At 52.4% G+C, this 16,792-nt stretch carries 18 protein-coding genes and 1 pseudogene; 5 read left to right on the forward strand and 14 right to left on the reverse strand.

The genetic code is table 11. The annotated features are described in order from the left end of the window. Positions 1–189: 189 nt before the first annotated feature. Positions 190–795, forward strand: coding sequence for a YjgB family protein (locus NSQ46_RS18535; protein WP_213615134.1), 606 nt, complete (start codon positions 190–192; stop codon positions 793–795). A gap of 407 nt (positions 796–1,202) precedes the next feature. Here the strand turns inward: NSQ46_RS18535 and NSQ46_RS18540 are convergent, their stop codons facing one another. The 9 genes and pseudogenes from NSQ46_RS18540 to NSQ46_RS18580 form a co-directional block, all read right to left on the reverse strand. Continuing rightward, positions 1,203–2,204, reverse strand: a complete 1,002-nt coding sequence (locus tag NSQ46_RS18540) for a phosphotransferase (RefSeq protein WP_213615287.1) — start codon at positions 2,202–2,204, stop codon at positions 1,203–1,205. A 58-nt stretch (positions 2,205–2,262) separates the two neighbouring features. After that, on the reverse strand, positions 2,263–2,868 hold the full coding sequence (locus tag NSQ46_RS18545; protein WP_213615138.1) for a class I SAM-dependent methyltransferase: 606 nt from the start codon (positions 2,866–2,868) through the stop codon (positions 2,263–2,265). 174 nt (positions 2,869–3,042) lie between these two features. Beyond that, the gene (locus tag NSQ46_RS18550) at positions 3,043–3,825 is read right to left on the reverse strand and encodes a sulfite exporter TauE/SafE family protein (RefSeq protein ID WP_007129933.1); all 783 of its coding nucleotides are present in this window, start codon (positions 3,823–3,825) and stop codon (positions 3,043–3,045) included. Positions 3,826–3,930: 105 nt separating this feature from the next. Beyond that, positions 3,931–5,058 (reverse strand): annotated as a pseudogene (locus NSQ46_RS18555) (MBL fold metallo-hydrolase). Between the two features lie 101 nt (positions 5,059–5,159). Further along, positions 5,160–5,747, reverse strand: a complete 588-nt coding sequence (locus NSQ46_RS18560; protein WP_251536819.1) for a sulfurtransferase TusA family protein — start codon at positions 5,745–5,747, stop codon at positions 5,160–5,162. 145 nt (positions 5,748–5,892) lie between these two features. Next, positions 5,893–6,378 (reverse strand): DsrE/DsrF/DrsH-like family protein, encoded by a 486-nt coding sequence (locus NSQ46_RS18565; protein ID WP_028403563.1) that lies wholly within the window; start codon positions 6,376–6,378, stop codon positions 5,893–5,895. 63 nt (positions 6,379–6,441) lie between these two features. Continuing rightward, on the reverse strand, positions 6,442–6,669 hold the full coding sequence (locus NSQ46_RS18570) for a sulfurtransferase TusA family protein (protein ID WP_007129929.1): 228 nt from the start codon (positions 6,667–6,669) through the stop codon (positions 6,442–6,444). A 136-nt stretch (positions 6,670–6,805) separates the two neighbouring features. Next, on the reverse strand, positions 6,806–7,066 hold the full coding sequence (locus NSQ46_RS18575) for a metal-sensitive transcriptional regulator (protein ID WP_007129928.1): 261 nt from the start codon (positions 7,064–7,066) through the stop codon (positions 6,806–6,808). A gap of 179 nt (positions 7,067–7,245) precedes the next feature. Continuing rightward, positions 7,246–8,631 carry an MATE family efflux transporter gene (locus NSQ46_RS18580; protein WP_040738595.1) on the reverse strand — a complete coding sequence of 462 codons (1,386 nt, stop codon included), beginning with the start codon at positions 8,629–8,631 and terminating at the stop codon, positions 7,246–7,248. A gap of 469 nt (positions 8,632–9,100) precedes the next feature. Between NSQ46_RS18580 and NSQ46_RS18585 the strand changes: the two genes are divergently transcribed. After that, on the forward strand, positions 9,101–9,715 hold the full coding sequence (locus NSQ46_RS18585) for a DUF1796 family putative cysteine peptidase (RefSeq protein WP_007129926.1): 615 nt from the start codon (positions 9,101–9,103) through the stop codon (positions 9,713–9,715). 217 nt (positions 9,716–9,932) lie between these two features. Continuing rightward, a complete protein-coding gene (locus tag NSQ46_RS18590) occupies positions 9,933–10,745 on the forward strand; it encodes a hypothetical protein (RefSeq protein ID WP_007129925.1) in 813 nt (270 codons plus the stop codon). A gap of 203 nt (positions 10,746–10,948) precedes the next feature. On the opposite strand, the gene NSQ46_RS18595 is transcribed toward NSQ46_RS18590, so the two are convergent. Both NSQ46_RS18595 and NSQ46_RS18600 read right to left on the reverse strand, forming a co-directional pair. Then, positions 10,949–11,539, reverse strand: a complete 591-nt coding sequence (locus NSQ46_RS18595; RefSeq protein WP_007129924.1) for a hypothetical protein — start codon at positions 11,537–11,539, stop codon at positions 10,949–10,951. 163 nt (positions 11,540–11,702) lie between these two features. Next, the gene (locus NSQ46_RS18600) at positions 11,703–12,539 is read right to left on the reverse strand and encodes an AraC family transcriptional regulator (RefSeq protein WP_007129923.1); all 837 of its coding nucleotides are present in this window, start codon (positions 12,537–12,539) and stop codon (positions 11,703–11,705) included. 126 nt (positions 12,540–12,665) lie between these two features. On the opposite strand from NSQ46_RS18600, the gene NSQ46_RS18605 reads away from it, so the two are divergent. Further along, positions 12,666–13,661, forward strand: a complete 996-nt coding sequence (locus NSQ46_RS18605) for a Gfo/Idh/MocA family oxidoreductase (RefSeq protein ID WP_040738639.1) — start codon at positions 12,666–12,668, stop codon at positions 13,659–13,661. A gap of 22 nt (positions 13,662–13,683) precedes the next feature. Beyond that, entirely contained in the window at positions 13,684–14,637 is a 954-nt protein-coding gene (locus NSQ46_RS18610) for an aldo/keto reductase (RefSeq protein WP_007129921.1), read from the forward strand. A gap of 205 nt (positions 14,638–14,842) precedes the next feature. On the opposite strand, the gene NSQ46_RS18615 is transcribed toward NSQ46_RS18610, so the two are convergent. From NSQ46_RS18615 to NSQ46_RS18625, 3 genes are read right to left on the reverse strand one after another with little or no spacing between them, the layout of a single operon-like run. Next, positions 14,843–15,427: a TetR family transcriptional regulator gene (locus tag NSQ46_RS18615; protein WP_007129920.1), complete on the reverse strand. Its 585-nt coding sequence runs from the start codon at positions 15,425–15,427 to the stop codon at positions 14,843–14,845. 28 nt (positions 15,428–15,455) lie between these two features. Then, a complete protein-coding gene (locus NSQ46_RS18620) occupies positions 15,456–16,280 on the reverse strand; it encodes a DNA alkylation repair protein (RefSeq protein ID WP_342574303.1) in 825 nt (274 codons plus the stop codon). Next, positions 16,247–16,702 (reverse strand): VOC family protein, encoded by a 456-nt coding sequence (locus tag NSQ46_RS18625; protein WP_007129918.1) that lies wholly within the window; start codon positions 16,700–16,702, stop codon positions 16,247–16,249. Before NSQ46_RS18625 ends, NSQ46_RS18620 begins: the two co-directional genes overlap by 34 nt. Between the last annotated feature and the right edge of the window lie 90 nt (positions 16,703–16,792).

The following is a 16,792-nucleotide window of genomic DNA, read 5'->3' on the forward strand; positions in this document are numbered from 1 at the left end:
AAGTACATCCATCAGAACGGGAGGTCCTACGATACCTATGTATACTCCCTTATCCATTGGTCACAATTCTGAAATTTCATTTTCATGGATTCGTAACCCAATCCCTCCTCTCTTCCACTACGATAAACATAGATTTTGTTTAAAGAAGATCACTTGTGGTAATGTCATGTTACAAGGAGAGGATACATCATGAACAACGAACAGCGTATTTCAAAAGCCGTCATCGCACTTACGGTGGCAGGGACCGTCGGTTTGGCGGGGCTTGGATTCACTCCGGCCGTTTTCTCCGCGCCACATGCCGAGGCGGCCGGGCACACCGAGGCAGCCGCTGCCGACAGCTATGCAGCCAAGGAAGCGTTAAAGACGCTGAACAGCTTCTATAAACCCGCTTTGAAAGGCCAGTTTCCCGGCGTGGTCGGCCAACTGACCGTTGGCAAGAGCACCCGTCAGGACGTGATCAACACGATCGGAGAACCTTCCATTTCGCGCAAGCATGCAGATGATTTTGATCTATATAGCGCGAATATGGGTAATCCCGGTTACGCAATTTCATATAAGCTGAACAAGATTCGGGAGATTCGTTATTTCGGCACGAATGTGGAACGGCAAACGAATATCGGCGGCATTACGATGAAGATGCTGAAGCAGAACTGGTATGCCCCAGCGTCCACCACGACGTTCAAGAACGGCGGTATCACGCAGACCAAGCTCACTTATCATCGGGGTGCGTACAAGCTGGAGTTCATCTTTAACAGCAGCACGGATTTGGATCATATCAATTTGTTGAAAAAATAACGCCCTCCCCCAGCGGCTCTCGTAACGCTTTTGTCTTCTGCCGACCGACGAAATGCTAAGAAACCCGGCTCTTCCATGGTGAAGGGCCGGGTTATTGTGATGGTCGCATACCAGAGATCTTACTGGACAACGTGGCCATATCCGAATACGCTTAAGAATGATGAACCATGAATCGAGGTGCTCCTATTCGATGGATACTAAACCTGTCGAGCCGAAAGACGAGGCTGGCGTCGATCAGACGACCTGTCCGATTTGCCGGCAGCCCAATCAGTGCGCATACGCAGCGAAGCTCCCGGATGCAAATGAATGCTGGTGTATGAGGGAGAGCTTTCCGGATCGCGTCTTGAATAGCGTTCCCGTGGGATACGCTGGAAGGACCTGCATCTGTAAATCCTGTCTTCAAGCAATCAAAGCAGAAACCTCGCCGCAGCTTCCCGGATCCACGCCATGCTGTCCGTAAGCTGCCTCAAGCCTGACGCCAGCATCGGGACCTGCTCTTGCAGCACCGCGGCACTATCCGTGCCTTCATGGTACCGGCTCATGAAGTGGAGAAATACATCCACCATACGCAGCCGGATTAACACCGGGATCGCCTCAATCTCTTCCGGACTCAAGCGGATCCGGCTCCCGAATCCTTGGCAGAATCGGCTGATGGCCTCACGCTCCTCCTCGAATCCAAGGAATCCGGAGATCGCCACCGCCGGCTCCATCACCCGGACATCCCGGGTGCAAAATTCAAAGTCCAGCAGCGCCGTAACCTTCTCGGGCTGACGGGGATCGACCAGCAAATTGGAGAAATTGAGGTCCCCGTGGACCAGCTGCTGCGGGAGCTTCCTCAGCTCTCCGAGTCTGCCGCAGATGTCGTCGTACGCATCAAGTAACCGCAGAAGCTCCTGGTGCAGATCGCGAAATGCCGGTTCCGGCTGCAAACAGAACGCCTCGATCGTTTCCCTCGTGCAAGCGGGATAGGACTGGAGCAGTTCATAATACGGCCGGTATGCGGGAGGACGGGGTATGTCAATCCGCTCCAGTGCTTTCAATAGCTCTCCCGTCTTCTCCCCGAAGGAATAAGCCGCTTGGAGGCTGTTCCTTTCCGGTCGCTCTCCTTCAAGGAATCCAAACACCACCGCATATCGTTCGCTTCCGTCCGGGAGCTGCACGATCCGTTCCCCTGCTGCCGAGGGGATCGGCATCGGCGTGTCAAAGGAGAGCTTGCTCTGCCGCAGTGACTCCAGCACGGCAAGCTCGAATTCGATTTTGTCTTTGTCGCGGTGGGTGTTATAGATGCGCAGCACGCAGCCGCGGTCTGCTTGATGGATGAAACGCGTCGTATTGTTCCAGCCGCCCGCGCCTTGACTGACCGTCCCGACCCACTCCGGCCAAAACTGTTGGATCAAACGTTCAATCATCACATGAGGTTCTTGCCTAATCTTTGAAAACACCCTTCACATTCCTTTCCTCCGGTGCTTACGTGAAAGCAGGCTTCTGCCCGGCAAATTGAATGACATGGGACAAGCCTTGATGCAGCGCTCCTTCGCTGCGATGAACCTCTCCCATAAAAAAATGAATGATTCTCCAATCCGCAAAGCTCCGCAAAAAATCCTCCGGCTCATACAGCATGTCCATCTCCTGCGGACCGCCGCTTTGATACGGAATCTGGTTCATCGAATACACTTCGGTTATGAAATACCCCCCCGGCTTCACCGCTTCTTTAACGCCGCGAAGGGTTCGCAGGCGCAGCGCCTTCGGAAAATGTCCGAATATGCACACGATCTGATCCCATTGATCCGGCGTCCACGCCGCATCCTCCAGATCCTGAAGACGGGCAGCAATCTTAACGCCCTTCTCCTTCGCAAGCTTATTCGCCTTGTTCAGCCCCGCTTCTGCGTAATCCCACAAGGTTACATCGTGACCTTGCTCGGCCAGATATACCGCATTTCGACCTTCCCCTTCTGCAATCGCAAGTGTCTGGCCGGTTAATGAAAGCCGGCTCTGCATGTCGACCACAAAAGCGTTCGGCTCCGTTCCGTATACATATTCCTCTCCTTGGAAACGCTCGTTCCACGGATTCATCTCCTGCCACCCGCCTTCTTATTCGGATTCCATCGCTCTCATCTTGCCGCTTCAATGAAGGACTGCCCCCATCATATCCAAATTAGGAGCAAACCCTGCAGCTGCATCGGGTCATTTAGCTCGCCCTCCTCAGCGGTAAATCCGTTATTGCCATTATACTAAGATACAGCGGAGCTACAATATATCGAGCCAAATTTTAATAGCTGTCGCCAAAATGAGAATGGCCAAGATCAACTGCAGCACACGCGTATTCATTCGCTTTCCGGCGGAAGCGCCAAGCGGGGAAGCGATCAGGCTGGCAATGACCATAATGGCGGCCGGGCCGTAATCGACCTGCCCTGTCGCAAGCTTGCCTGCCGTTGACCCGATGGAGGAGATGAAGGTGATTGCGAGCGAAGTGGCAATCGTCATCCGCGTCGGAATTTTCAGGACGACCAGCATCAACGGCACGAGCAAAAACGCGCCTGCCGCCCCGACGATCCCTGCGCCGATACCGACCGCAAGGGCCAGTCCGGCTGCAAGCCATTTGTTGAACGTCACCTGATCCAGCGGAATTTCGTCCACTCCCCTCTTGGGGATCAGCATCATGACGGCAGCAAGCAATGCCAATATGCCGTACATGATATTGATGAAACTTTCGCTCATAAGGTTGGAACCGAAGCCTCCAATTAGGCTGCCAAGTAAAATCGCCGAACCCATATACAAAATTAAGGTTTTATTCAAATACCCGCCCTTCCGGTAAGCCCACACGCCCCCGATCGTGGCAAAAAACACCTGTACAGCACTAATGCCGGATACTTCGTGCGCCGTGAATGCCGCAAAGCCGAATAATGGCGGAATATACAGCAGCATCGGGTATTTGATGATGGAACCGCCGATGCCTACCATGCCCGAAATATAGGAACCGATAAAACCGATGAGGAATATCGCCAAGATGTAAGTTACAGTCCATTCCATGTTCATGCCCCCTTTATTCTTTAAAAAAGGGAACCGTCATCCGGTTCCCTTTTCGCTTTTGCAATCAGGCATGACCGTTTACACGGTCATATTTCCATGCCCTTATTACCGAACCGCGCATCGGTTCGGCCCAATCTCCATGTCCCGCTGCTGCTCCGCATTCGGCTGCATCATTCCCATATTGGTCTGCCGGATCTCCAAGTAGGCGTTCGGCTGCTGCGGCAGGCTCTTCGTGACCAGCAATCTGAATTCCTTCTCATCCCGGATGTTCAGACCATGGTTTTCTTCAAACAGCTCGCCAAGCTTCTTCGCTACAGTCCCATCCGCGCTCAGCTCGTCCATGATCATGAAGTGAGCCGGCAGCACGACTAGCTCCCCGGACAGCTCCTTATATATGGAGTACAGCGTCTTCCTCAAATCTCCCGCCCAATCCTCCGCATGTCCAGCAAGGTCCGGACGGCCGATCGAATCGATGAACAGGATATCTCCGGTCAGCAAATATTGATCATCGATTAGGAATGAGGTAGAACCAGCCGTATGACCAGGGGTATGGAGCGCTTCGATCCGGATCACGCTGCTCCCAAGCAGAATCTCGTCTCCGTCTTCGAGCGGCTCATACTTGAATGCCGCCTCTCCGGCGTCCTTTGCAGGCAGCCAGTACTTTGCGCCTGCAGCCTCGGCGATGGCTCGCCCGCCCGAAATATGATCGGCATGCAGATGCGTATCCAAGACGTGCTTGATCTGCACATTCATTTTTGCAGCGAAATCAGTATATACCTCGGTCATCCGTGTCGCGTCGAACAATGCGGCTTCATGGCCGGACACCAACATGTACGACAGGCACCCTTTGCCGATCCGAACGAACTGGTACAATTCGCCGCCTTCCTTCAAATCTCCGATTTTAAGCGGCATGAGAAGCTCGCTCCATGCTTTCATGCCTCCCTTCAAGTAAGCAGCGTTCCGTCCCTGCTCGGCCAGCAATTCGGCGACCATAACGGACGAGCCTTCCTTGGCGCAAACGACCACAATCTCTTCTTATGCCGGAAGTTGCTCCAATATTTCCTCCACCCCGTCGATCAGCTCGTAATACGGAATGTTGAGATGCTTGAATCGTTCGCCCTCGATCTTCCAATCTGCAAAATCGGCGGGGTTGCGAACATCAAGAATGAATAACGGCTCCTTGCGAATTGCCTTCTCTGCCGCTTCCTGCGGAAGCATAGCTCTAATTGCCATCCTGTATCTTCCTCTCTATTGTGAGGTTTGGTTATTCATCAAGTTCCTCTATCGTTTTTGAATACCGAGGTGCGAGCTACCATTCCCGTCACTTATACCGGTTACTTCATCTGCCCATTGTCCAAGCCGGCCGTCTGCCCGCTCCAGCTGCTCATGCCGGGTACGACATTAACGACATGCGTAAAGCCGCTGTCTGCAAGCTTTTTCGACGCCAAGTCGCTGCGGGCGCCCGACCGGCAGATTACATAGATCCTGTCATCCTTGTTCAGCTCGCCTAAACGGTACTCCAGCTCTCCGAGCGGAATCGAAACCGAGCTTGGAATGTGTCGGAAAGCATATTCGGCTGCCTCCCTCACGTCCAAGAGGACAACGGGCTCGCCGGAATCCAGCATTTTCTGCAGTTCAGCAGGTTCGCACACATTGGAATACATGAGCTCTCCTCCTTCCTCCTCGGACGATTTGCGAAGATAATGCTGCAGTACGCCATTTTCCTCCATCGTGCCCAAATACTGATGCCCGGCGCTTTCCGCCCAGGCTTTCAAATCGGCCTTGGATCCCGGATCCGTCGCCTCCACCTCGAGCACCTGGCCAGCTTGGAGATCCTTCATCGCTTTCTTCGTACGTACGATCGGCATTGGACATGCCAGCCCCTTCGCGTCCAGCTTCGCATCGGATTGTATTGTAGTCATTAAAGATCTAGCCTCCATTCGGATTTTCATATACCCTTAGGGGTATAATTTCGAATAAAAAAATGTTAATATGCATCTTATTTCATTAGAGAAAAACGGCTTTAATTCTCAGAACACTTTCGCAATTGCCACGGAACCTAATTCTTTAAATAAACAAATTTACATTCCCATCCTGGGCATCTCCCAAATAGGCTGCCACTCCCGCGTATTCGATCCCGTCCATCAGCTCTTCCGCCTGCAGGCCGAGAAGATCCATCGTCATCGTGCAAGCAACCAGCTTGACATCCTGCTCCTGCGCCATCTCGATCAGCTGCGGCAGCGGAACCGCATTGTGCTTTTTGATGACATCCTTTATCATTTTAGGTCCCATGCCGGCAAAATTCATTTTCGACAGCCCCATTTTGTTGGCGCCTCTCGGCATCATTTTGGCAAACATTTTCTCCATGAACCCTTTTTTCTTAGGCAGCAGCACATCCTCATCCTTCCGCAGGGCGTTCAGCCCCCAAAAGGTGTGAAAGATGGTCACTTCATGGTCATACGCAGCCGCGCCATTAGCAATGATGTAGGCCGCCATCGCTTTATCATAATCCCCACTGAATAAGATAATGGTCGTTCGCTTCTGTTCGGTCACGATATCTCTTCCTCCTTTTTATGTGATCTTCTACCCCTATGGGTATATTTATTGATACAAAAATCATCCTTTGCGGATCCAAAACTTCAACACGCCGTCCTCCTCGCGGTGCTCGAGCAGTTCGTTCCCCATCGATTGGGCCCAGGCCGTCAAATCGCTCTTCACGCCCGGATCAGTAGCATGAATCTCGAGCACTTGTCCCTGCTCCATGTCTTTCATTGCCTTCTTCGTTTTAACGATTGGCATTGGGCATGCCAAGCCTTTGGCATCCAATACTTGATCAGCACGCATTCCAAAATTCCTCCTTCGTAGTTTCAACCATTTAATTTATACCCCCATGGGTATATAATATGATAAAACAAACGGACATCAACCCTTTGCGAATTCTGATCCCTGGGTCAAATGCCCTTTTAGATAGCCTGTGACGTTATCTGCTCTGGACGAGCAGATTCACCGCTTCAACCACTAGCTGCTCCGTATCCCGGCCTTTCTCCACAGCCTCTTTGACGCAGTCCACGAGGTTGGCGCTGACGATGACGCCGATCGCCCGGTCCATCGCTGCGCGCGTCGCCGATAGCTGCGTAATGACTTCCCTGCAATCCTTCCCTTCCTCCATCATCCTCAGAATGCCGCGGAGCTGGCCTTCGATCCGTTTTACCCGGTTCTTCATCTGATCATCGTATCTCACCCTCATACCTCCTCGGTTTATTCCATCCAAATTCAAGGATTAAGCTTAAGAATACGGATGCGGCACGCTTATAATATATACCCCACCGGGTATATAGTCAAGTTAGAAAAATGATCCAGGTCAGCCGAAGAAATAAAAAAAGCCCCACGATAGGGGCTTAGCTCATATAGGGATGATAGCTAAATCAGTTTATGCGCATACCACTTTTTGCCGCGGAACCGCCATAGGAAGAGCGCGCCTCGCACGCCCCACTCGCAGTTCATGGCGAGCCAGACGCCGAGAATGCCCCAGCCGAGCACGATCCCCATGATGTAACCGAGGATGACCCGAAACAGCCACATGGTCATCATGGAGGTAATGGAAGTAAACCGTGAATCTCCCGCCGCCCGGAGTGCGGAGGGGAGTATGAAGCTGATCGACCACAGCGGGACCTGAATGATCACGTTGATCAGCATGACAACGAACAGTTCATGCACGATTTCCTGCGGCGGATTAAACAATCCGACGAGCGGATTGAACAGCGGGATCAGGATAAGTCCCATTACCGCCAGAGAGATGGCACCCAGCCATAGAAATGACCGGATGAACTTCCGGGCATCCGCAATATCCCCCCGGCCGATACATTGGCCGACTACCGTTACGATCGTCAGCGACAAGGCGCTCGCGGGTATTTGCGTCAGCATCGCGAGTGATCCGCCGATCGCATTCGTAGCGATCGCATAGGTGCCTAAGCTTACGATAAACACCTGCGTCAGCAGCTTTCCCCCGTTGAAGAACATCTGCTCTGCCGCGAACGGAAGGCCGATAAACATGATTTTGCGAAGCATCGACAATGGAAAATGAAACAAGTCCTTCAGCCGGATATGCAGCGTTGCGTCGACCTTGAATAAATAATACAGCGCGCAGGCCGCGCCCGCAAAACGGGCAATGTTAATGGCCAGGGTCATGCCGAAGACCCCCATATGCAGCAGCGTAATAAATAAAATATTCAGCACCACATACAGCAGATTCATAATCAGCGACAGCGCAAGCGAGGCCCGCGTCTTTCCGATGCCCCTGAGCGCTCCGCATACCGCCTGTACGACCGCAATTCCTAGAAAGGATGTTCCGCTGCCGATCAGGTAGATCCGGGCACTCTCCAATACCTCCGGCGAAGCGGAGCCGAACAGAAGCTGGAGTATCGGATTATGCAGCCCGATGATAAGCAGCGCGATCGCTAGTGCAATAAACGTCACCGAGGTGACCGTAGCCGCAGAAGCCCTGGACACCATCTGCCCATTGCCGCTGCCTTTATACTGTGCGACCACGACCGTACCTCCGGTAGCCACCGCTACGAATACGTTGATCAGAAAAATATTCAGCGCATCGACCATGTTGACGGCACTGACCGCCGCCACTCCCGAGGAACTGATCATCGCCGTGTTGACCAAGTTAAGGCCGATGATAAAAGCCTGGTCGATCAGAATCGGAAGCATGAGTGCAAAGATTTGCCGGTAGTCCATCGACTCTCCGGAAAAATGATTTTGTAGTAAACCGTTCATTCGGGTTCGTAGTCGAACCAACATCTGTCATCACATTCTTTTCGCTGTAGTACACGGTTCTTCCGCCATGAAAAAAACTCTTCGTAAGTGAAGAGCTTCTGGTTAACGGTATATTCGCTGCCGCCGTAACCGACCTCACAAGCCGGAGCAGGGCCCGCGGCAAGGGGGCAGATTCGGATCGTTTCGTTGTCTTCCCGGATAAACCCCGTGTTTGATTGGAGAATATCACCTGACCTCTACTCCTGTCAATGAGCCGGCTCCATAGTAATAGACCGTAAACCGCCGTATATGGGAGCTTCCCGCTATCACAATAATGCAAATGCCGGAAATGAAAGAAGATTGCCCGAAACGGTCCGCATCCGCTTACCGAAACAATTACCTGTGACGGTTGGTTAAGGAGGTTAAAGCGCTCCTTGTAATTCTCCTGCGCCCTTACCCTTTCTATCAATCAACATAGAATAAGAAATGATAGATTGGAAGGGAGGTCTTCGAAATGGAGACACAACCGTACCGGTACGAGGCAATTTTCAGCCTAGGGCATAACTGCCAGGTTGCCGCTCAGCTCAAGCGAAACGGTCTGCGGCGTCAGGCAGGTCCCTGGGATTGGTTCAATTTCGCATCGACCGCCGATTTTTGCGGCATGATCCGCAGACGGCTTGAAGGCTTTATGCAGCTCGAGCATTTGGAGATCTACGGCAAATCCGTAAACACCTACTATGTGCGCGATCGGCAGTCAACCTGTTTGTCATTTCACGATTTTAAAAATACGCCCGACCAGCCGCCGCTACACGACTATGCCGAATTTCGGGAACGGCTGGATCGAAGAATCGCACGGTTTAATGATTGCCTGGCATCCGGCCAAAGCGTTCTTCTCGTGCGGATCATTCAACATCAGCAGGATGCCGAAGCCATCTATGCCTCCATCCATGAAACGTATGCCAATCCCCATATTTCCATGCTATTTATTCTTCATGGAGAAGACTCGGACATCGTGGAGCTGCCTTCGTTCGCTGAAGATGCCAGGCTTGTTCGCATCCCGAAAGGCAGGACGTGGGAAGGCGATACGGAAGCATGGGCAGCGATTCTGTCAAAGATTCGACTCGCTTAAACTTTTTAAAGAATTTACCATAGACATGATTGACAAATATAGGTTATATATTGTATATTTTACTAAACTAATTCTGGATTCTTACGAAGGAAGCACCCGTAAGCCAGGCATTGACGCCTGCTGCCCGGGTGCTTTTTTGCGTTGTTACCCGGACTTCGTATGAGCTTACGAGCGGCTTTTCGGAACGAATCCAATGGATGGAAGGGGCATTACTGTCATGATGAAGAAAATGTTCATGATCTATCTTGCGATGCAATTGATAATTGGTCTAGTGCCGGTCCGGGAGGCCGCGGCCGCAGCGATCGAATTCACGGATGCGATCAACCATCAGCTAAGCGAAACCGCAGGCCGTGCCGGCGGGTCGGGCGGTACCAGGCTGCTCAAGCAGTATGATACGTTTAAAGCCGAACGGAAAGAGACCATGGAATGGGATGATAAAATCGCTTCGCTGCATTATGCCAACGAAGCCAAGGCTTCGGAAGTGCGCAGAAGGATCAGCGATCTGGATAAAGACAAGATCCGCAATCTGGAGGAACAGCTGAATGCGGCGAAGCGTAAATATCAGCCTTTATTCGACAGCTACACGGCGCTAAACAGGCAGGTTGCGGCAGCCAAGAAATTGAAGGACAAGACGTTATCCAAGATGCTGCAGACGCAGGCTAACAGCATGAAGCTGCTGGTGAATATTGGGAGGCAGGATATCAAGCAGAAGCAAGCGGCGCTGACGGCAGCCAAGAAGGAACGTACCGGCAAGGCGGCCAAAGTGCGGTCCGTGCTATCCGGGATCGAGCCGTATAAGAGCAAAATCAAAAGCGACAAGAGTGCGATCTCGACCCCGAACAAGCTGTTGAACACCGAATGGAAGAACTTTAAAGCCGCCGTAAAGTCGCAGGATCCGTCACGGACATCGGATACCTTGGCACGGATGCTCACCCTCTCCGGCCAAATTCTGGCGAAGAAGAAGAGCGTTTTCCAACACGAACAGCGGATCGAAACGATAATCCGGCAGGCTAATGGTCACATCAAATAACGGCATCCCTGTCTATGGGCTAGTGACGAATCAAGCTTGAAAAGTATCGACACAACTTCAATAGGAAAGTATGGACACGATTCGAATGAGGATCGGCTCGACTCCCATTGGAGAGTAGCGGCCACAATAAATCATCCTCTGCCGGACGGCAGAGGATGATCGTTATCCTATCCAACTGTATGCCAAGCACCTCAGGATGCCTTCTACTGTGCCGCCGATTGAAGCGGATGATGGAAGCTTGCCAGTCTCGTCTGATCTAGAAGCGGATAGTCGTACAGCATGCCTTCATACACTACCTCCATCGAGGGGTGCAGCAGAAAATCATGCGGCGTCACCAGCGTGGACGAACGGTCCCACAGGCGAATCCCGCTCTGGCGCAACGTCTCGGCAACGAATTGAGAGCAGAAGTAGGACCGCTCTCTCGTAATATCCAGCCTCATTAGAACACCGAACAATCCGATCAGATTATACCGGTAGGCGTCCTCCTCGTCTTTATAGCGCTGGATCACCGCGCGGACCTGATCATATTGCTCCTGAGTCACCTCAAAGCGCAATAACGCGCATCGCGTACCCGGAAAATGGCTGAAGGTTCCTTCATATACGTCTTCCTCCACAAAGCCTCCCACCCAAGGATTATCGGCACATTTCCGGCCGAAGCTGAACACCTCATTAAGCTGGCCATCCAATGCAATGGAAGCGTGGTTATACGGCGCAGCCGTAATTCGCTTGATCAGCCTCGTAAACATCGTTCCCGTATCGGTTAGCAATATATATAAGTTCTTTGTATCGGACATTGGTCTTTCCCCCGTTTAACTTGATCATCGGTCAGGATTTCGTCAAATCCCTCGTTAACTCCATTGTAATCCGGTTAAACCAAAGCCAAAACCGACTCTAGAAGTGATTAGAACCTGGACCTAAGTCGGGCTCGTTCCCGTACGTGGGAACAGGACGACCAGACTATCCTCCGTGCAAGCGCCGGTAGGAAGACGGCGTCATCCCTTCATGCTCCATAAACCGCTTATTAAAGTAGCTGACGCTCGGATATCCAGCCTCAACGGCAATTTGTCCGATCGTCTTGTCCTTGTGTTCCAGCAGCCATTGCTTGGCCATTTGCAGGCGGCACCTGGTGACGAATTCCATCGGCGTCATTTCCATGACGTTTCGAAAGAGCTTACAGAAGTAATAGGTGCTTACCCCGATCCTTGATGCCCATTCCTCCAGTATAAACGGCTTGGCGGCTTCCTGCTGAATGATCGGCAGCAATTCGAGAATACGGCTGCCCGAGTTGCTGGATTTATGGTCAGAGAGCGCGGATGCCTGCTCCACGAAGACCGTCAGCAGCGAATAGGTTAGCGTCGACAGCTGGGCCGGGTTCAGCATCCGATGCCTCTCCGCCTCCTTTAACAGCGTTTCATGCGCCTCCTCAAATGCAGCAGGCTGACGGACACTCCACAGCGGACTGCGATGAAATTCCCGTTCGATCAAATAATTTTGCAGCCCGCTCCCGTAAAAATGGAACCAGCGGACGTCCCATGGGTCATCTTCGCTGCTGTAATAACGCTGTGCCTGCATGGGGAAATACAGGACGGCTTCGCCGGGCCCCAGCGTATGCACTTGCTGATCGATTTCCACATACCCCGTACCGGAAGCGACGTAATGAATGTTGAAATTGTTCAGTGCCCCGGCAGCCCGCGTAACCGAGTGCTCCGGCTCCTCCCGGTAAATGCCCACCGATTCGGGAAAGCAGAAGAACGGCATCTCCGGCAGGGTCAGCAAGTGGATTTGGCGTTTCATTCCTAGGTCTCCTCGATGACAATATTGTTTTAATCCAATACAAAATAATATTATATTAATTTTAATTATTCTCTCTTATAATCGCAATATAATCTTACTCAAGTAACGAAGGAGGAACTGATGAAGATGAGCAAGAAACTACGGTGGGGCATTTTGGGCTGCGCCAGCATCGCCAAGCGTGCGGTCATTCCCGGACTCCAGCAATCCCGTCGCAATGAAGTTGCAGCCATCGCGAGCCGGCAGGAGGATAAAGCAAGGCAACTCGCCGAAGAGCTTAACATAAATATCTCGTATGGAAGCTATGAAGCCCTGCTCGAGGATCCTAACATTGATGCGGTCTACATTCCCCTTCCTAACCATTTACATAAAGAATGGAGCATCCGAGCGGCCGAAGCCGGAAAGCATGTGCTCTGCGAGAAGCCGATCGCGCTGACGGAGGCCGAAGCCGCCGAGATGGCTGATGCCGCAGCGAAGGCCGGCGTGATTCTGGCCGAAGCGTTCATGTACCGTTACCACCCGCGGTACGATATCTTGAAGGAATATATCGCATCCGGAGCGATCGGCGAGATCCGAGGCATCCGCAGCGCCTTCACCTTTAACAGCTCGGCCAACCAAGGCAACGTCCGGTTCCGTAAGGACTGGGGCGGCGGTTCCATTTATGACGTCGGCTGTTACCCGATTAACGCAGCCCGGATTTTGCTCGATAAAGAGCCTGAAGCCGTTACCGTCCAGGCCTTCTTCTCGCCGGAGCATGATCATGTCGACATGATGGCATCCGGACTGGTCGAATTTGAAGGTGCCGTATCGCTGACCTTTGACTGCGGCATGTGGGCCGCCTACCGTAATCCGCTTGAAATCGTGGGGACCGAAGGGCTAATCGAGGTGCCGTATGCATACAGCCTGCCCGAGAACGGGGCCAATTTCTTCTTGACGACCGGTGAAGGCCGGAAGGAAATCGAGGTTCCTTCCGCCAACGCATACAGCGAGCAGGGTGACCGTATCGCCGAAGCGGTACTGGACGGCAAGCCGCTCCGATACACAACAGAAGATGCCGTCCGTAATATGAGGGTCATTGACGCATGTCTGAAATCCGCCCATGAGCGGTCAAGAATCGTACTGTGACATTTTTAAAGGAGGTATGAACATGAAGTATATTTCAATCAAGGGATTGAACAAACCCGTCTCCGTGCTGATGAAAGGATCGGACTACTTCTACCATGATTCCTACGAGCGGGCAGCTGCCAATCTGGACGCATTTCTGGCCATCGGTGGCAATTCGATCGATACGGCCCATATTTATTGCGGCGGCCAAAGCGAGGAAGTGATCGGTCGTTATATGCAGGAGCGTGGCAACCGGGAGCAGCTTGTTATTCTGACCAAGGGCGCTCACCACGACCAGAACGGACCGCGCGTGACCCGGAAGGATATCAAGAATGACATCACCGACAGCCTGCAGCGGCTGCAGACCGACTATATCGATCTGTACGCACTGCATCGCGACGATCCGAATGTTCCGGCTGGCGAGGTAGTGGAGGCGCTCAACGAATATATCGAATCCGGAACCGTGAAAGCGATCGGCGTGTCCAACTGGACCTGGGAACGGATCCGGGAGGCAAATCAATATGCGGAAGCGAACGGACTCGTCGGCTTCTCCTTCAGCAGTCCGAATTTGAGCCTTGCGAAACCGAATGAGCCTTTCTGGAAAGGCTGCGTATCTGCGGATGCAGAGACATGCGCATGGCATGAAGCCGAGCAATTCCCGCTATTGTCCTGGTCGTCGCAGGCCAGAGGATTTTTCACGGGGCGATTCACTCCCGAGGTGCGGGACAACGCAGATCTGGTCCGTGTGTTCTATAGCGATGCCAACTGGGAGCGGCTCGAGCGGGCCAAGAAGCTTGCCGAAGCCAAGCAGGTTACGACGATTCAGATCGCACTCGCTTATGTCCTGAATCAGCCCTTCCCGACCTGCGCGCTGATCGGCGCCCAAAACGCGGAAGAACTAAAATCCTGTGATGAGGGAGCGAAGATCAAGCTGACGCGGGAAGAATTGGATTGGCTTGATCTTACGAGCGAACAACTCCCTCTATCGTTAAGCTGATCGACCGGATGGATGAAGGGCAGCAGGAGGTTTTCGAACGCTGCAGACCTGAGCCTCCCTCGCAGCACACATAATTCTGCTGAGCATAAATTTTTTTTAAAAAAAAAGCATCCGAACTTTGGAGAACCCCTCCATTCGGGTGCTTTTTCCTTGCCGGCCGGCTGCTTATCTCCTATTTCGATATCCGCGATCGGAGTATGGCCTGTCAGCGCCTAAATCCCGTCAGCATCGTTTCAATAATCCGCATCGAATCATCAGCTGCCTGAGCCGTATCCTCCGCTTCCGCCACCCACAACGAGCATTCATTCATTGCGCCAGATAACGCATGGGTCATCGCATCGACGGGCAGCTGTTTCATCTCCCCCTTCTGCTGCATCCCATCCAGCTGTTCCCGCAGATGACGCATCGAATGGATTTCGTCCATCTGGCGCCAAGTCTCCCAGCCGGCGACTGCCGGACCATCGATCAGCATGATCCGCATGTTCTGCGGTTCTACCGCCGCGGCGATAAAAGCCCGGCAGCCCAGCAGAAGCTGCTCCCAGGGTTCGCTTGAACGGCCCGCCTCCGAGGCGACGCGTTCTGAAACTTCGCGCTGTACGAGATCCAGGACGGCGAGAAACAGCCCTTTTTTATTCTTAAAATGATGATAGAGCGCGCCCCGGGTTACTTGGGCGATATCCGCGACCATCTCCAGTGCGGTGTCTGCATAGCCTTTGTCCGCGAACTCTTCTCTTGCAACCTGCAGCAGACGTTCCATCGTCTCCTGCGCTTCCGTCTTGCTTCTTTTCATCGTAAATGCCTCTCTTCAAATCTTCATTCTATGTTGTAAATATAGCAGAAGAGAAAAGCTCGTGCATGCTCTTCATTTCGCTGCCCTTCATCCATGATCTGCACGCATGCCGGACGATCCAAGGAAAATGCTCCCCGCCGCTGTGCTGTCGCTCCGCCAGCCAAGTAATGACGAAATCCCGGTAATCCTTGCTTAGGTCGTGCAGATGATTGGCCACGGATTTTCTGACATACAACGATGGATCATTCAGCAGCGGCTCGATCAAAGCAAGGTGATGCGAAGGATCCCCCTTTATAACCGGAATCCGCTTAGCCCAAGGGAGACGGGGACGTGTCCCCTCGCTGACGAGTCGGCGGACATGCAGGCTGGAATCCGTTCTCCACGCTTTCAATCGTTCAAGGCACTGATCCTCATACTTCAGCAAATAAGGGCGGATGGCATACTCCGAAGTATGCCGCTTCGTGATTTCATATAAGGCATGCATGGATAGTTCAAAATGCTGAAGTCCGTAACGCTCGACATAGTACGCAACCGGCATTAAAAAATAGCCGTTCGTGAACATGCCCTGCTCGGTTTCATTTTCCGGGCCGAGGATGTCCAGCAGCACTTCCAGACTGCCCTTATACGGCATGGCCAGCGCTTGATGAAGCTCGGCCGCGATCATCGCAACTCTCCCTTTGAGCTCAAGGGATTCGGATTGCCGGGTTACGGCCTCCACGAAGGAGTCGGCTGGAAACCGGGCAACGAGCGGCTGAATCAAATCCGATAGGATCAGGGCAAGCTCCCTCCCGAAATAATTCTTTAAGGGTTGGGATTGTGTCATTGGACGGCCTTGGGTTCCGGATCGGTCCATACGTCTTCCTTGTAATTGTCCGCAAAGGCCTCGGATGGCGGAATAATCTGGATCATGTCGATCAGCACGCCGCTCGGGTCGCTTGTGATGAAATGCCTTTGGCCAAACGCCTCGTCGCGAATGTCCAAATGAAGCGGGAGACCCTCTTGCTTGATCAGCCGGTCGTATTCAGCGTCGACATTGTCCACCTCAAAATTGAGAATCAATCCCTGCACCTCTCTCTGAAAAGCAGCCGGCACCGTTTCATGATTCCAAGACAATACGGCGAGCTCGTACAGCTTGTCCGGTCCGGCATTTCTTTTCAAGCTTATGTACCAGTCCGCTTCAAAGACAACCTCAAAGCCAAATAAACGGGTATAAAAATCCTTACTCTCCTCCATGTGCCCGGACATAATAACCGGGTAAAAGCCTTGTACGTTCACTGGATCAACAACTCCTTATTCATGATTGGCTTAAATTTAACATACATACAGCATGTATGTAAATAGCTGAAATTATTTTTTTTCTGTTCC

This window comes from Paenibacillus sp. FSL M8-0142 (assembly GCF_038597315.1).
Classification (GTDB): Bacteria; Bacillota; Bacilli; order Paenibacillales; family Paenibacillaceae; genus Paenibacillus_AQ; species Paenibacillus_AQ lactis.

What these genes read in the sequence shown, in the direction of transcription:
- NSQ46_RS18535 (WP_213615134.1), top strand. Translation starts at nt 190, where the DNA reads ATGAACAACGAACAGCGTATTTCAAAAGCCGTCATCGCACTTACGGTG.
- NSQ46_RS18540 (WP_213615287.1), bottom strand. Translation starts at nt 2,204, where the DNA reads ATGATTGAACGTTTGATCCAACAGTTTTGGCCGGAGTGGGTCGGGACG.
- NSQ46_RS18605 (WP_040738639.1), top strand. Translation starts at nt 12,666, where the DNA reads ATGAGCAAGAAACTACGGTGGGGCATTTTGGGCTGCGCCAGCATCGCC.
- NSQ46_RS18580 (WP_040738595.1), bottom strand. Translation starts at nt 8,631, where the DNA reads ATGTTGGTTCGACTACGAACCCGAATGAACGGTTTACTACAAAATCAT.
- NSQ46_RS18595 (WP_007129924.1), bottom strand. Translation starts at nt 11,539, where the DNA reads ATGTCCGATACAAAGAACTTATATATATTGCTAACCGATACGGGAACG.
- NSQ46_RS18620 (WP_342574303.1), bottom strand. Translation starts at nt 16,280, where the DNA reads ATGGACCGATCCGGAACCCAAGGCCGTCCAATGACACAATCCCAACCC.
- NSQ46_RS18585 (WP_007129926.1), top strand. Translation starts at nt 9,101, where the DNA reads ATGGAGACACAACCGTACCGGTACGAGGCAATTTTCAGCCTAGGGCAT.
- NSQ46_RS18545 (WP_213615138.1), bottom strand. Translation starts at nt 2,868, where the DNA reads ATGAATCCGTGGAACGAGCGTTTCCAAGGAGAGGAATATGTATACGGA.
- NSQ46_RS18550 (WP_007129933.1), bottom strand. Translation starts at nt 3,825, where the DNA reads ATGGAATGGACTGTAACTTACATCTTGGCGATATTCCTCATCGGTTTT.
- NSQ46_RS18600 (WP_007129923.1), bottom strand. Translation starts at nt 12,539, where the DNA reads ATGAAACGCCAAATCCACTTGCTGACCCTGCCGGAGATGCCGTTCTTC.
- NSQ46_RS18570 (WP_007129929.1), bottom strand. Translation starts at nt 6,669, where the DNA reads ATGCGTGCTGATCAAGTATTGGATGCCAAAGGCTTGGCATGCCCAATG.
- NSQ46_RS18610 (WP_007129921.1), top strand. Translation starts at nt 13,684, where the DNA reads ATGAAGTATATTTCAATCAAGGGATTGAACAAACCCGTCTCCGTGCTG.
- NSQ46_RS18615 (WP_007129920.1), bottom strand. Translation starts at nt 15,427, where the DNA reads ATGAAAAGAAGCAAGACGGAAGCGCAGGAGACGATGGAACGTCTGCTG.
- NSQ46_RS18590 (WP_007129925.1), top strand. Translation starts at nt 9,933, where the DNA reads ATGATGAAGAAAATGTTCATGATCTATCTTGCGATGCAATTGATAATT.
- NSQ46_RS18560 (WP_251536819.1), bottom strand. Translation starts at nt 5,747, where the DNA reads ATGACTACAATACAATCCGATGCGAAGCTGGACGCGAAGGGGCTGGCA.